Here is a 15,116-nt window from a genome sequence, read left to right as displayed (position 1 = left end):
GTTGAGCTGGGCTTGTGTATGGGGAGTCTGGCGGTGTCCTACTTTCACATGGCGAATGCCACACTATCATCGGCGCTAAGGCGTTTCACGGTCCTGTTCGGGATGGGAAGGCGTGGGACCACCTCGCTATGGCCACCAGACATAAACTGTCAACAAACTCGAAGAAGCTTTGTACCCCAGACTCCGTCTGGAACACTGAATTAATTAGATATCTTACTCTTGGATCTTTGATCGCGTCGCACACTCACTATCCATTCGGTCTTGGTCTCCCAAGCCACTCAAATGATAGGATCAAGCCTCACGAGCAATTAGTATCGGTTAGCTTAACGCCTCACAGCGCTTCCACACCCGACCTATCAACGTCCTGGTCTCGAACGACTCTTCAGGAGGGTCAAGCCCTCAGGGAAGTCTCATCTTCAGGCGAGTTTCCCGCTTAGATGCTTTCAGCGGTTATCTCTTCCGAACTTAGCTACCCGGCAATGCCACTGGCGTGACAACCGGTACACCAGAGGTTCGTCCACTCCGGTCCTCTCGTACTAGGAGCAGCCCCCGTCAAACTTCCAACGCCCACTGCAGATAGGGACCAAACTGTCTCACGACGTTTTGAACCCAGCTCACGTACCACTTTAAATGGCGAACAGCCATACCCTTGGGACCGGCTACAGCCCCAGGATGTGATGAGCCGACATCGAGGTGCCAAACACCGCCGTCGATGTGAACTCTTGGGCGGTATCAGCCTGTTATCCCCGGAGTACCTTTTATCCGTTGAGCGATGGCCCTTCCATACAGAACCACCGGATCACTATGTCCTGCTTTCGCACCTGCTCGACTTGTCGGTCTCGCAGTTAAGCTACCTTTTGCCATTGCACTATCAGCACGATTTCCGACCGTACCTAGGTAACCTTCGAACTCCTCCGTTACACTTTGGGAGGAGACCGCCCCAGTCAAACTGCCTACCATGCACTGTCCCCGATCCGGATAACGGACCAAGGTTAGAACCTCAAAGGGGTCAGGGTGGTATTTCAAGGTTGGCTCCACCAGAACTAGCGTCCTGGCTTCAAAGCCTCCCACCTATCCTACACAAACCACTTCAAAGTCCAATGCAAAGCTACAGTAAAGGTTCACGGGGTCTTTCCGTCTAGCAGCGGGGAGATTGCATCTTCACAAACACTTCAACTTCGCTGAGTCTCAGGAGGAGACAGTGTGGCCATCGTTACGCCATTCGTGCGGGTCGGAACTTACCCGACAAGGAATTTCGCTACCTTAGGACCGTTATAGTTACGGCCGCCGTTTACTGGGGCTTCGATCAAGAGCTTGCACCCCATCACTTAACCTTCCAGCACCGGGCAGGCGTCACACCCTATACGTCCACTTTCGTGTTGGCAGAGTGCTGTGTTTTTGATAAACAGTCGCAGCCACCGATTCTCTGCGACCTCTCCAAGCTCCATCCGCAAGGGATCTCACCTAAAGAGGCATACCTTCTCCCGAAGTTACGGTATCAATTTGCCGAGTTCCTTCTCCTGAGTTCTCTCAAGCGCCTTAGAATTCTCATCCTGCCCACCTGTGTCGGTTTGCGGTACGGTTCTTGTGTAGCTGAAGCTTAGTGGCTTTTCCTGGAAGCGTGGTATCAGTCACTTCAGGTCCGTAGACCCTCGTTATCACTTCTCGGTGTTGAATGAAAGGGCGGATTTGCCTACCCTAACCACCTACCAGCTTGAACGACCTATTCCAACAGGCCGCTGACCTAACCTTCTCCGTCCCCACATCGCACTACACAAAAGTACGGGAATTTTAACCCGTTTCCCATCGACTACGCTTTTCAGCCTCGCCTTAGGGGCCGACTCACCCTACGCCGATGAACGTTGCGTAGGAAACCTTGGGCTTTCGGCGAGCGGGCTTTTCACCCGCTTTATCGCTACTCATGTCAGCATTCGCACTTCTGATATCTCCAGCATCCCTTACGAGACACCTTCACAGACCTACAGAACGCTCCCCTACCATCTGCACTTACGTGCAAATCCGCAGCTTCGGTTATCAGTTTGAGCCCCGTTACATCTTCCGCGCAGGACGACTCGACCAGTGAGCTATTACGCTTTCTTTAAATGATGGCTGCTTCTAAGCCAACATCCTGGCTGTCTGGGCCTTCCCACTTCGTTTACCACTTAACTGATCATTTGGGACCTTAGCTGGCGGTCTGGGTTGTTTCCCTCTTGACGATGGACGTTAGCACCCACCGTCTGTCTCCCATGCTCGCACTTTCCGGTATTCAGAGTTTGCCATGGTTTGGTAAATCGCAATGACCCCCTAGCCATAACAGTGCTTTACCCCCGGAAGTGATACATGAGGCACTACCTAAATAGTTTTCGGGGAGAACCAGCTATCTCCGAGTTTGTTTAGCCTTTCACCCCTATCCACAGCTCATCCCCTAGTTTTGCAACACTAGTGGGTTCGGACCTCCAGTGCGTGTTACCGCACCTTCATCCTGGCCATGGATAGATCACTCGGTTTCGGGTCTACGCCCAGCAACTAAATCGCCCTATTCGGACTCGGTTTCCCTACGCCTCCCCTATGCGGTTAAGCTTGCTACTGAACGTAAGTCGCTGACCCATTATACAAAAGGTACGCAGTCACCCCTTACGAGGCTCCCACTGTTTGTATGCATCCGGTTTCAGGTTCTATTTCACTCCCCTCCCGGGGTTCTTTTCGCCTTTCCCTCACGGTACTGGTTCACTATCGGTCGATCACGAGTATTTAGCCTTGGAGGATGGTCCCCCCATCTTCAAACAGGATTTCGCGTGTCCCGCCCTACTTTTCGTATGCTTAGTACCAAGAATGAAATTTCGTGTACGGGGCTATCACCCACTATGGCGGACATTTCCAGGTCCTTCCACTATCTCAATCTCTATCACATACAGGCTATTCCGCGTTCGCTCGCCACTACTGACGGAATCTCGGTTGATTTCTTTTCCTCGAGTTACTTAGATGTTTCAGTTCACTCGGTTCGCCTCCACAGACCTATGTATTCAGTCTGGGATACCTATTGCTAGGTGGGTTTCCCCATTCGGACATCGCGGGATCAAAGCTCTATTGCCAGCTCCCCCGCGCTTTTCGCAGGCTTACACGTCCTTCATCGCCTGTGATCGCCAAGGCATCCACCAGATGCACTTAGTCGCTTGACCCTATCATTTCAGTAACCTAAATTACCAATCCGACAGAATGTGTTTGTGCGACGTGCCACACCGCCCCTTTTGATATGGCGACATGACACTAGATACAATCAAATTCCCAAGATGACGATTTGTCCTACATGCAGAATTAACTCCATGTATTTCATCTCGCCGTCTAATTAATTCGGCTTCTTCAGTTTGTTAAAGATCGGGCATTGTAAAAACAACGCAAACAGAAATTCACGCAACCCTGACAGGTTGTGTGCGCTTTTGTTTGCACTGTAAGAATGGTGGAGGATGACGGGATCGAACCGACGACCCCCTGCTTGCAAAGCAGGTGCTCTCCCAACTGAGCTAATCCCCCAAACTGGTGGGTCTGGTAGGACTCGAACCTACGACCCCTGCGTTATCAACACAGTGCTCTAACCAGCTGAGCTACAAACCCAGTTACTACCCTTAAATCACGAATAACCGATAGGTTGTGAATACTTGACGATCGCCTTCTCTAGAAAGGAGGTGATCCAGCCGCAGGTTCCCCTACGGCTACCTTGTTACGACTTCACCCCAGTCATGAATCCCACCGTGGTAAGCGGCCTCCTTACGGTTAGCCTACCCACTTCTGGTGAAACTCACTCCCATGGTGTGACGGGCGGTGTGTACAAGACCCGGGAACGTATTCACCGCGGCATGCTGATCCGCGATTACTAGCGATTCCGACTTCACGCACTCGAGTTGCAGAGTGCGATCCGGACTACGATCGGTTTTATGAGATTGGCTCCACCTCGCGGCTTCGCGACCCTCTGTACCGACCATTGTATGACGTGTGAAGCCCTGGTCATAAGGGCCATGAGGACTTGACGTCATCCCCACCTTCCTCCGGTTTGTCACCGGCAGTCCCATTAGAGTGCTCAACTAAATGGTAGCAACTAATGGCAAGGGTTGCGCTCGTTGCGGGACTTAACCCAACATCTCACGACACGAGCTGACGACAGCCATGCAGCACCTGTGTTACAGCTCCCTTTCGGGCACCTATCCATCTCTGGAAAGTTCTGTACATGTCAAGACCAGGTAAGGTTTTTCGCGTTGCATCGAATTAATCCACATCATCCACCGCTTGTGCGGGTCCCCGTCAATTCCTTTGAGTTTTAACCTTGCGGCCGTACTCCCCAGGCGGTCAACTTCTCGCGTTAGCTACGCTACCAAGGATTCAAACCCCCAACAGCTAGTTGACATCGTTTAGGGCGTGGACTACCAGGGTATCTAATCCTGTTTGCTCCCCACGCTTTCGTGCATGAGCGTCAGTGTCATCCCAGGGGGCTGCCTTCGCCATCGGTATTCCTCCGCATCTCTACGCATTTCACTGCTACACGCGGAATTCTACCCCCCTCTGACGCACTCTAGCCGTGCAGTCTCCAATGCAGTTCCCAGGTTGAGCCCGGGGCTTTCACATCAGACTTACACAACCGCCTGCGCACGCTTTACGCCCAGTAATTCCGATTAACGCTTGCACCCTACGTATTACCGCGGCTGCTGGCACGTAGTTAGCCGGTGCTTATTCTTCAGGTACTGTCATCCCCCAAGGGTATTAACCTTAGGGATTTCCTCCCTGACAAAAGTCCTTTACAACCCGAAGGCCTTCTTCAGACACGCGGCATGGCTGGATCAGGCTTGCGCCCATTGTCCAAAATTCCCCACTGCTGCCTCCCGTAGGAGTCTGGGCCGTGTCTCAGTCCCAGTGTGGCGGATCATCCTCTCAGACCCGCTACTGATCGTCGCCTTGGTGAGCTCTTACCTCACCAACTAGCTAATCAGACGTCGGCCGCTCGAATAGCGCAAGGTCTTACGATCCCCTGCTTTCCTTCTCAAAGCGTATGCGGTATTAGCTATCCTTTCGGATAGTTATCCCCCACTACTCGGCACGTTCCGACGCATTACTCACCCGTTCGCCACTCGTCAGCGGAGCAAGCTCCCTGTTACCGTTCGACTTGCATGTGTAAAGCATGCCGCCAGCGTTCAATCTGAGCCAGGATCAAACTCTTCAGTTCAATCTCATAGCAAATTTTCTGGCACGCAAGATCAAAGAAATAAACAAGTACTTCTTCTTCTTGCAGTGCAAGTATTTGGCTTTCGCCAAGTACTCACACCTATCGGTTATTCTGTTTTTTAAAGAGCGGTGCAGGTCGCTGCGTTTCGTTTCCGTCGCTGCGTTGTCTGCTGAGGAGGCGAACTATACCGCCGCACCCTGTCCTCGTCAACACTTTGTGCGAAGAAAAGTGCAGATTCTGGCCAAACATCGACTCTCATCGGGCTAAGTGTCTGAGGGGAAACGGATTATGCAATGGGGGTTTTATTACGGCCTTGCTGCGGACGCACAAAAATAAACACATCCCCATTCGCACTTGCCATGATGGGTGGGGCTGGCTGGCGTAAAAAGGGGTCACCACACCAACACCGGCAGCAAAAAGCCCGGCTGACGCCGGGCTTTGTTTCATCAATCCTGCTTATATAAGAACAAGGCGAGGATTATTCGTCACCCGTCGTCTTGTTAGTCGTGCGACGCCGGCTGCGCGGTGCCGGTGTAACTGCGGCCTCACCGGCAGCAGCCGGCTTGCTGCGCACACGCGGAGCTGGAGTGGCTGCAGGCACGACAGGCGGAACATCCGGTGCGGCCGCCGCCGGCTTGCGGCGTCGCGCAGGTGCTTGCTTGATCACAGCAGGTTCAGCAGCTACCGGAGCCTGCTGACGGACTGGTGCAGCAGGCTGTTTGCGCCGGCCTACCGGGGACTTCGGCAGCGCAACAGCGGGTGGCGAGACTGGCTGCTCGGCAACGGACTCGACCCTCGGACTAACTGGCTTAGGACGCGGGGCACTGGGGACAGGTTTTACCACCTCCGCTGTCGCACCGGTATGTCGCCCATGGCGGGCACGACCATGACCACCCTGCCCGGCCTGTTTGTGATGGTTATTTCCGCCACGATGCCCATGCTTTTGCTGTTCGCGCTTGGCAGTGTGGGTCGGAGATGTCGACAACCCGGCTTCGGTCAATTCGCGTACCAGTGCAAAGTCAACTTGCGCACTTTCCAGATTGGCGCTCATGACTTTCACCGTCAAGGTGTCGCCCAAACGGTACTGCACCCCACTCTTCTCCCCGACGATAGCCTGGATATCCTTGCGGAAGTGGAAGTAGTCCTTGCCCAATTCGGAAATATGCACCAAACCTTCGGCGTAAACATTGTCCAGCAGAACGAACACACCAAAGCTAGTCACAGCACTGATCTTGCCCTGGAAAACTTCGCCAATCTTGTCCTGCATATAATAAGTCTTGAGCCAGGACTCGACATCACGACTGGCATCGTCCGCGCGCCGTTCTGTCATCGAGCAATGTATGCCCAATTGCGCCCATTTGCCTGGCTTGTACTTGCCACCTTGCAACACCGCTTTAATGGAGCGATGTACCAGCAGGTCGGGATAGCGACGAATCGGCGAGGTGAAATGAGTGTAAGCCTCATATGCCAGACCGAAGTGGCCGTTGTTGTCTGGCGTGTAAACCGCCTGCTGCATGGAACGTAACAGCATAGTCTGCAAAACAGGCGCATCCGGGCGACCGTGAATCTGCTCAGCCAGTTTGGCGTAGTCTTTGGCAGACGGCTTGTCATTGCCACCCAGCGTCAGACCAACCAGTTGCAGATAGTTACGCAGGTTTTCCAGTTTCTCCGGCGTCGGGCCTTCATGCACGCGGTACAAGCATTTCTGCTTGCTCTTGAGCAGGAAGTCGGCAGCGCAGACATTGGCGGAAAGCATGCACTCTTCAATCAAACGATGAGCATCGTTACGTACTACTGGCACGATCTTGTCGATCTTGCCCTGCTCGTTGAACAGCATTTGGGTTTCAACAGAGTCAAACTCGATCGCACCACGCTTGGCCCGAGCGGCCAGCAAAATCTTGAACAAGCTATAGAGTGTCTGGATATTGGGCAGAAGCGCGTTATCCGTACCATGCTGTATCCAGTCCCACACCTGGTTATAAGTCAGGCGAGCCTTGGACAGCATCACCGCAGGATAGAACTGGTAGCGCTTGACCTCACCCTTGCCGTTGATCTGCATGTCACACACCATGCACAGGCGCTCGACATCGGGATTCAACGAACAGATGCCATTGGACAGCGCTTCCGGCAGCATCGGAATGACACGGCGCGGAAAGTAAACCGAAGTACCCCGTTCTAGCGCTTCGGTATCGAGCGCATCGCCGGGTTGAACATAGTGGCTGACATCGGCAATGGCGACGATCAGGCGGAAGCCCTTGCCCTGCTTCTCGGCATAGACCGCATCATCGAAATCGCGCGCAGTTTCACCATCGATCGTCACCAGAGGCAAATGGCGCAGATCAACTCGATCTGCGGTGAGATCTTTTTTACGGACTTTTTTTGGCGTTGCCTTGGCCTGTGCCACGACATCTTCAGGAAATTCATGCGGCAAGGCATGTTTACGCAAGGCGATTTCGATTTCCATACCCGGATCGGCGTAATTACCCAGTACCTCGACTACCTGGGCTACCGGCTGACGGTAGGCATCCGGATACTGCAGGATTTCCACCATTACTACCTGGCCATGCTTGGCTTCACCCTGGCTACCCGGCTCAATCAAAATTTGATGACTGATACGGCGATCTTCCGGTGTGACGATCCATACACCACGCTCGAGGTGAATGCGACCGACCAGCTTGCTGACGGCGTGATCCAGCACCTCAACAATTTTGCCTTCCTGCCGGCCACGCCGGTCCACGCCTGATGGCCGCACCAGTACCCGGTCACCATGCATGGCTTTCTTCATTTCACGTTCTGGCAGGAATATATCCACACCCGTGCCTTCGCCCTCATCTGGCAAGCCGAAGCCAAAACCATCGCGGTGGCCGGAAACCTTGCACTTGATCAGGTCGAGTTTTTCTGCGGCGCAGATCGCGCCTTTGCGATTGATGATGATCTGGCCTTCACGCTCCATCGCCAGCAGGCGGCGTTCAAAGAAGCCCAGTTCGTTATTCTGGATGGACAACATAGCGGCCAGTTCATCTGGGAACAGCGGCACACCACGCTCTTCCAGGAGTTTCAGAACAAATTCCCGGCTAGGTAAAGGATTGGAATATTTGAGTTTTTCTCGTTCCAAGAAAGGATCCTGCAGACGCAGGGATGTATTTTTTTGTTTTTTTGCAGATTGGGCCATTGACACCCTCAGAAACTTGTTTATAATTCGCATCTCGTTGCAGCACTACAGCAACAGAATGATACAGCAAAGCAGTGCCCAGGTGGCGGAATTGGTAGACGCACTAGGTTCAGGTCCTAGCGCCCGCAAGGGTGTGGAAGTTCGAGTCTTCTCTTGGGCACCATTCAGCTGTATTATATAGTCTTATTGCTGTTGCAATGAAAAATTTGGTTTGCCCAGGTGGCGGAATTGGTAGACGCACTAGGTTCAGGTCCTAGCGCCCGCAAGGGTGTGGAAGTTCGAGTCTTCTCTTGGGCACCAACAATTTTTTAAGGTTGGCTTAACATCACCAGCTTGCAGTACATACAATTTGCTTTGCCCAGGTGGCGGAATTGGTAGACGCACTAGGTTCAGGTCCTAGCGCCCGCAAGGGTGTGGAAGTTCGAGTCTTCTCTTGGGCACCAATTAAAAAAGCCGTTGATCTCAGATCAGCGGCTTTTTTTCATTCCAGCTCAGCACTCGCAGCAGCTCACTGCCTTCCCTTGCAATCAGCGCGTGACAGACCTGTCCGTTGACGCCCCTGCCAGTGCAGCGCCAGACCTCGCATCCAGAGCTAAAAAGAAAAACACCGAGCACGAAGTCAGCAAGCCCATCACCAGGAATGACCAGGCAAAGTCACTGCTAACCAGGATTTGATGTCCTTGCAGGGTAGTGACTACCTGTAGCGTCATTGCCGCAACGGTCACCCCAAAGCCGGCAGCCAACTGTTGCGCCACACTGGACAGGCTGGTGGCATGACTCATGCGGCTTTGTTCCACGTCGGCAAAAGCAATGGCATTGAGGCTGGTAAATTGTAGTGAGCGGGAAAATCCACCCAGCACAAACACCACCAGCATCAGCACATGCGGTGTGTCTGCACGGAACAGACCATACACCGCCATTGACAGCGCCACCAGCAGGGCATTCCAACTCAGGACCTTCTTGAAACCAAAGCGCTCCAGCACTTTGGCCACAATGGTTTTCATGAAGATGGCCCCGATGGCAGTGGAACAGGTCAACATGCCAGACTCGAATGGCGTATAGCCAAAACCGAGCTGCAACATCAGCGGCAGCAAGAATGGCGTGGCTCCGACACCCATCCGGATAAGAAAGCCCCCCATCACGCTGGCGTGAAACGTCGGCAGGCGTAACAAGGATAGGTCCAGCAATGGATCTGCCACGCGGCGGTAATGCCACCGATAGGCAGCAGCAACACCGCGCCGAGCAAGCTGACTGCCAGCGATAGTTGCAGCGACAACATGTGCTTGCCTTCCGTGGCCAGGCCCAGCATCAACATCGACAAGCCGACTCCGGTCAGAGCAAAGCCGGTTTTGTCCAACGGCGGCAAATGATCTTCCTTCAGATTCTCGATATAGCGCCCCGCCAACACCATGCCCAGTATCCCAATGGGAATGTTAATAAAGAAGATCCAGCGCCAGTGGAAATAGGTCGTAATGAAACCGCCCAGCGGTGGCCCCATCACCGGGCCAAGCAAAGCCGGAATGGTGAGGTAGCTCAGGGCTTTTACCAGTTCCTCCTTCCGAGTAGTTCGCAGAATGACCAGCCGCCCCACCGGCACCATCATCGCCCCGCCCATGCCCTGAACAAAGCGTGCCAGCACAAATCCTTCCAGCGAAGCACTGAAACCACACAGCACCGAACCGAGAATGAAAACGGCAATGGCCGAGCGGAATATCCGTCTGGCACCAAACCGATCTGCCATCCAGCCGCTGACCGGAATGAATACCGCCAGACTGACCAGATAGGATGTCAGTGCCAGCTTGAGAGCGACAGGATCGACCAGCAAATCGCGGGCAATTGCCGGCAAAGAGGTAGCGATCACGGTAGCGTCCATGTTTTCCATGAACAGGGCGGTGGCAATGATAAGCGGCGTCAGCATGCCGCTGGCCAGTTTGAACTGCATAGCATCAGTCTGCGAAGGAATGTGTCGTTCAGTCTAGCAGCTTGACCCATGCAGTCAGAACGGATGTGAGGAAGAAGTGTTAGCAGTTGTGAAAATGAAGAGAAGGCAGCCCATGAGGCTGCCTTCTCTTTACGCCACACAACGATAAACAAGGCTTAATGCGTGCCCAGCTCCAGCGCATTACTCAAGTCACCCATGACTGCTTCGCCATTGGCCTGCAAGGCGGCATCGCGCTCGATAACGCCCGGCAGCGCTGGCAAATCGAAACGTCGGCTGATGAAACGCAGGATGGAAGCAGTGTCGTATTGGGTATGGTCGACAAAGCCCTTGCGCGCATACGGTGAAATGATGATGGCCGGAATGCGGCTGCCCGGCCCCCAGCGATCCCCCTTGGGAACCGGAGCATGATCATAAATACCGCCATTTTCATCGTAGGTAACCACGATCAGCATGTTCTTCCACTGCGGGCTCTGCTGCAGCTTGGTAATCAGCTGGGCAATGTGCTCGTCACCATCGGCCACGCTGGCATAACCGGCATGCTGGTTCAGATTGCCCTGCGGCTTGTAAAAAGCAACCGCCGGCAACTTGCCGCCCTGGGCATCCCGCAGGAATTCCGCATCAAAATCCTTCAGATGAGCCTGACGATAAGCCTGCTGCGTGAGCGGATCAAAGGCCGCGTAGTAGTTGAAAGGCTGATGGTGGGCCTGGAAATTCGGCTGTCCACCATTGTAGATATTGCTGCGCTGAGCCACTGAAGCATTCCAGCTGCCAGCGTACCAGGCCCAGCTGACACCTTTGGCAGTCAGGCGATCACCAATGGTGGCGGCAGTCTGTGCTGGCAGCGTGGTGGCTTTGGTGGTATCGGCATACTGGCTCGGCCCCTTGGCTCCCGGCGCATTGCCACTGGGCTGATACAAGGGCTGCATGGTGTTGACGGCATAGAACATGCCCTGGCCATCCTTGGGCGTCAGATTGCTGTCATTCTTGTAGGTCGGCTTGCCATCCAGCACCGAGGCCTTGGCAGCAGCGGCAGGCGTCAGGCGCAGGAACTGCCCCTTGGCATCGGTATCGATGGCAGAAATCGAATCCTTGGCTGGTGAGTCAGCCGCATCGGCATTGGGATAGCTTGGCGCACAGGCACAGATCAGATACTGGTGGTTCAGAAAAGAGCCACCAAACGCCCCCATGAAGAAGTTGTCTGCCAGCGTGTACTGGCGCGCCAGCTTCCACAATGCCATCTTGCTGCCATCGTAGTAGCCCATGCTCAGACCACCGGCATCCGAATAGGCAGCAAACTTGTCATTCTTGCCGCCATTGATCTGCATCTGGTTGTTATAGAAGCGATGCACCAGATCGCGGGTCACTACTCCCTGCCCTAGCTGCACACCGCTGCCATTTACACCGGCAGGATCATCAATCTGGAAAGGCTTATTGGGCCAGCCCATGGTTTGCGCCTGGGTCAGGGTGACACTCTGGCCGGCAGCAGTCAGGCCATTCCAGGTCGGCGGCAGCACTGGCAAGACCGAGCCATCAAAATCCTTCTGCGACACATAGCGACCACGCGCCGAAGGATTGACACCCGGGATACCGTTAGCCCCCGGATACAAGCCATACAGGTTATCGAAGGCGCGGTTCTCAGCGAAAATAACGACAACATTCTGGATGGCATCCAGCGAGCCGCTGGTAACCGGTGCCTGAGGCGTGTTACTGGCGCAGCCGGCAAGTGCCGCCGTCAGGGCAAGGGAGAGCAGAGCAGGTTGGCAGTTGTGCATGTGGGTATCCTTGTGCGGGTTCGGGAGATTGTGCCGGCATCGTGTTGCACGCGTATGATGGACGAATTAGACGGCCAAAACCGGGCACAGACAAGACAGGGCAGCCCTGCCCGTAAGGCCTGTCATTACGTCATCATGAGGAGATAAAACTGGCGTATGCTGCTGCCGATTCCATCCGATTGCCCTCAGTCATGTCGTCTTGCCCTCCCCTCACTCCAGCTTTGCGCATACTGCTGCCCTGGCTGAGCTTGCTCTCCCTGCTGACGGCCTGCCACCAGGCAGCAGCACCTGCCGTGATCAGCACAGTTGCTACGCAGGCTGTTTATGCAGATAGCCATCCACGACCCGTGAAACAACTGGAAGCGCTGGGGCGACAGTTATTCCACGAAACTGCGCTGTCGGCTTCCGGCAAACAATCCTGCGCCAGCTGCCATAGCCCGACTCATGCTTATGGTCCAGCGGATGGCAAGCCTGCCCAGTTCGGCGGCGTAGATGGTCAACAGCAAGGCAGCCGCGCCGTGCCCTCCTTGCGCTATCTGCAAGGCGTACCGCCATTCAGCGAACACTTCCGCGATAACGATGGCAATGACAGCGAAGATGCCGGTCCCACCGGAGGACTGACCTGGGATGGTCGCGCCGCCAGCCTGCATGAGCAGGCTAGTCTGCCGCTGTTAGCGGCCAATGAGATGGCCAATCGCAGCCCGGAGCAAGTCGTTGAACAACTGCGGGCTAGCCCGAGTGCCGGCGCATTTGCTGCCTTGTTTGGTCAAGACATCTTTCACGACAAGCAGGCCGCATTCAAAAAACTGCTACTGGCGCTGGAGGTGTTCCAGCAAAATCCAGCCGAGTTTTACCCCTACAGCAGCCAATACGATGCCTGGCTGCGCGGGCAGGCATCACTGAGCAAGCTGGAATTGCGCGGCTTGCAGGTCTTTAACGATCCGGCCAAGGGAAATTGTGCTTCCTGTCATCTCAGCCAGCGACAGCCAGATGGCTCCTTTCCGGCCTTTAGCGATTTCGGGCTGATCGCACTGGGTGTGCCACGCAATATGGCATTGGCGGTCAATCGTAACCCTGGCTATTTTGATATGGGCTTGTGCGGACCATTGCGACAGGATATGCAGCAGGATGAATATTGCGGGCTGTTCCGTACGCCATCGCTGCGCAATGTCGCGAGCCGCAAGGTCTTTTTCCACAATGGTGTATTCCATGATTTACGCCAAGTGCTGGAGTTTTACGCCAGCCGTGATAGCGCCCCAGCCAAATGGTATGGACATGGGAAAAAAGACCAGCGTTTCGATGATCTGCCCCGTCGCTACCACAGCAATATCAATCAGGAACCACCCTTTGGCGGCAAGGCCGGCTCCCGGGCAGCTTTCAATGCCAGCGATATTGACGCCATGCTGGCTTTTCTGCAGACACTGACCGATGCAGATGTTTTACCGGCCAGCAGATAAGCGCCATAGGCTAACAATCCAGCGCGGGTACATCCCGGACTGCCAGCATGCTGGCCAGCACATCGACCACCAGCTGGTGATCCTGCCGTTGTGGCAGACCGGACACCACGATGGAGCCAATACAACCGACGCCTTGCAGCCGCAGCGGAAAGCCACCGCCATGGGTCGCATGTTCCGCCAGGGACAGCCCGTTTTTCTCCTGCAGATTGGTGTGCTGTCGCTGGCAGTCCAAGCCGACAGCCAGCGAACTGCGTTCAAACTTCTGTACCACATTGTGCTTGCGACGGGCCCAGTCCTCGTTATTGGCACTGGCACCTGCCATCAGCAGCTGGAAACGGCGTACCTGGTTAACGGTAATGACAATGGCCAGTGCTGCGCTGCGCTGGCGGGCGGCCTCGCGCAGGCGACAGCCCAGTTCCCACACGGTATCCGAATCAAACTGACTGAATTCCAGCCGTGCTTCCTGCTCGGCGATGATGAGCAGATCGTCTTCCACACTCATGGCAATACCTCCTCAGCGCTCACATCCCTACCCTGTGCCGCACTGTATTCAGCACGCTCCAGCCAGTCCATGACACTGGCCGCCTGCCGGGCGGTGACCGGATTGTCCGCTTCGCCACGGATGGCCGCAGCCAGCTGGCGATAATAATCGCGATAGTCCCCGCGCAGATTAGCTACGCTCTCCGTCTGTGCCATGGTCGTTGATGACAGGAATAATTGACCGGGCAAGGGGTCTAGCCCCCAGTCGGCACCACCTGCCGGTTTGCCCAGTTTGAGATCGGTCTCTTGCGTGTCCAGCCCGTACTTGGTGTAACTGGCCAGATCACCGTGCACGGCAAAGCGCGGGATACCACCACCGACCAGGCAGGAAGCATGCAATACCACATGTACTGCCGGATAGCGCAATTGCACATGGAAATAGTCGGTCGCTTGTGCCGCTTGCCGCTGCCTGGCCAGATAGGCTGATACGGCAAGTGGCTGGCCAAACAGTTGCAAGGCCTGATCCAGCAAATGTGGGCCCAGGTCATACCACAAACCGCTACCGGCACCACCCTGCTCGCGCCAGCGCTGCTGTACCTGTGGCCGATAGCGATCAAAGTGCGAGACAAACTGGCTGATCTTCCCCAGCCGGCCACTTGCCAGCAAGTGCTGCACAGTGAGGAAGTCGGCATCCCAGCGCCGGTTATGGAATACCGACAGCAACAGACCCAGCCGGTCGGCCAGCGCATCCAGCTGTCGGGCTTGTGCCAGGGTAAGGGTAAATGGCTTGTCCACCACCACATGCTTGCCTGCCAGCAAGGCCGCTTCGGCTTGGGAAAAATGCAGATCATTCGGCGTGGCGATCACCACCAGATCGACTGCCGCATCCTGCAGGGCCTGTTGCAGCGTGGGCCACTGCCGTAGCGCTGGCCAATCTGCGCTAAGCACATCGGCCTTGCTGCTGACCACGCCGTAAAGCTGCAAATCCGGGCAGGCGGCAATCAACGGAGCATGAAAGGTTTTACCGGCATATCCATAGCCGACCAGCACGACATTCAATGGAGTAGACATGCATCATCCT

Annotated in this window: 7 protein-coding genes, 5 tRNA genes and 3 rRNA genes; 4 read left to right on the top strand and 11 right to left on the bottom strand. The window is 55.0% G+C overall.

The features are described 5' to 3' along the window. Positions 1-25: 25 nt before the first annotated feature. The 6 genes from rrf to rnr all read right to left on the bottom strand — a co-directional run bounded on the left by rrf (position 26) and on the right by rnr (position 8,384). Positions 26-140, bottom strand: a 5S ribosomal RNA gene (gene rrf / locus FAZ30_RS10825). A 147-nt stretch (positions 141-287) separates the two neighbouring features. Next, positions 288-3,179: ribosomal RNA gene (locus tag FAZ30_RS10820) — 23S ribosomal RNA — on the bottom strand. Between the two features lie 276 nt (positions 3,180-3,455). Further along, positions 3,456-3,531 (bottom strand) — tRNA-Ala (locus FAZ30_RS10815). Between the two features lie 4 nt (positions 3,532-3,535). Beyond that, positions 3,536-3,612, bottom strand: a tRNA-Ile gene (locus FAZ30_RS10810). A gap of 64 nt (positions 3,613-3,676) precedes the next feature. Then, a 16S ribosomal RNA gene (locus tag FAZ30_RS10805) occupies positions 3,677-5,212 on the bottom strand. The 16S, 23S and 5S rRNA genes sit together here with 2 tRNA genes alongside, the layout of an rRNA operon. Before the next feature lie 478 nt (positions 5,213-5,690). Continuing rightward, positions 5,691-8,384 (bottom strand): ribonuclease R, encoded by a 2,694-nt coding sequence (gene rnr / locus FAZ30_RS10800; RefSeq protein WP_124642579.1) that lies wholly within the window; start codon positions 8,382-8,384, stop codon positions 5,691-5,693. A 76-nt stretch (positions 8,385-8,460) separates the two neighbouring features. Here rnr and FAZ30_RS10795 point away from each other — a divergent pair. From FAZ30_RS10795 to FAZ30_RS10785, 3 genes are all read left to right on the top strand, one after another. Then, positions 8,461-8,547, top strand: a tRNA-Leu gene (locus FAZ30_RS10795). A gap of 50 nt (positions 8,548-8,597) precedes the next feature. Continuing rightward, positions 8,598-8,684: transfer RNA gene (locus FAZ30_RS10790), tRNA-Leu, on the top strand. Between the two features lie 56 nt (positions 8,685-8,740). Then, positions 8,741-8,827 (top strand) — tRNA-Leu (locus tag FAZ30_RS10785). Positions 8,828-8,911: 84 nt separating this feature from the next. Here the strand turns inward: FAZ30_RS10785 and FAZ30_RS20740 are convergent. The 3 genes from FAZ30_RS20740 to acpA all read right to left on the bottom strand — a co-directional run bounded on the left by FAZ30_RS20740 (position 8,912) and on the right by acpA (position 12,098). Continuing rightward, positions 8,912-9,556 (bottom strand): MFS transporter, encoded by a 645-nt coding sequence (locus FAZ30_RS20740; protein WP_246043349.1) that lies wholly within the window; start codon positions 9,554-9,556, stop codon positions 8,912-8,914. After that, a complete protein-coding gene (locus FAZ30_RS20735; protein ID WP_246043348.1) occupies positions 9,523-10,326 on the bottom strand; it encodes an MFS transporter in 804 nt (267 codons plus the stop codon). The genes FAZ30_RS20740 and FAZ30_RS20735 overlap by 34 nt, the downstream gene beginning before the upstream one ends. Positions 10,327-10,481: 155 nt before the next feature. Next, positions 10,482-12,098 (bottom strand): acid phosphatase, encoded by a 1,617-nt coding sequence (acpA, locus tag FAZ30_RS10775; RefSeq protein ID WP_137009396.1) that lies wholly within the window; start codon positions 12,096-12,098, stop codon positions 10,482-10,484. 347 nt (positions 12,099-12,445) lie between these two features. On the opposite strand from acpA, the gene FAZ30_RS10770 reads away from it, so the two are divergent. After that, entirely contained in the window at positions 12,446-13,555 is a 1,110-nt protein-coding gene (locus FAZ30_RS10770; protein ID WP_233578372.1) for a cytochrome-c peroxidase, read from the top strand. Between the two features lie 10 nt (positions 13,556-13,565). Here the strand turns inward: FAZ30_RS10770 and FAZ30_RS10765 are convergent, their stop codons facing one another. Both FAZ30_RS10765 and FAZ30_RS10760 read right to left on the bottom strand, forming a co-directional pair. Beyond that, the gene (locus tag FAZ30_RS10765; RefSeq protein ID WP_124642585.1) at positions 13,566-14,057 is read right to left on the bottom strand and encodes a heme-degrading domain-containing protein; all 492 of its coding nucleotides are present in this window, start codon (positions 14,055-14,057) and stop codon (positions 13,566-13,568) included. Then, positions 14,054-15,106: an oxidoreductase gene (locus tag FAZ30_RS10760; protein ID WP_124642587.1), complete on the bottom strand. Its 1,053-nt coding sequence runs from the start codon at positions 15,104-15,106 to the stop codon at positions 14,054-14,056. Before FAZ30_RS10760 ends, FAZ30_RS10765 begins: the two co-directional genes overlap by 4 nt. Positions 15,107-15,116 lie beyond the last annotated feature (10 nt).

The sequence above is a fragment of the Aquitalea aquatilis genome (assembly GCF_005155025.1).
Lineage (GTDB): Bacteria > Pseudomonadota > Gammaproteobacteria > Burkholderiales > Chromobacteriaceae > Aquitalea > Aquitalea aquatilis.
This window is presented reverse-complemented; position numbering and strand designations above follow the sequence as displayed.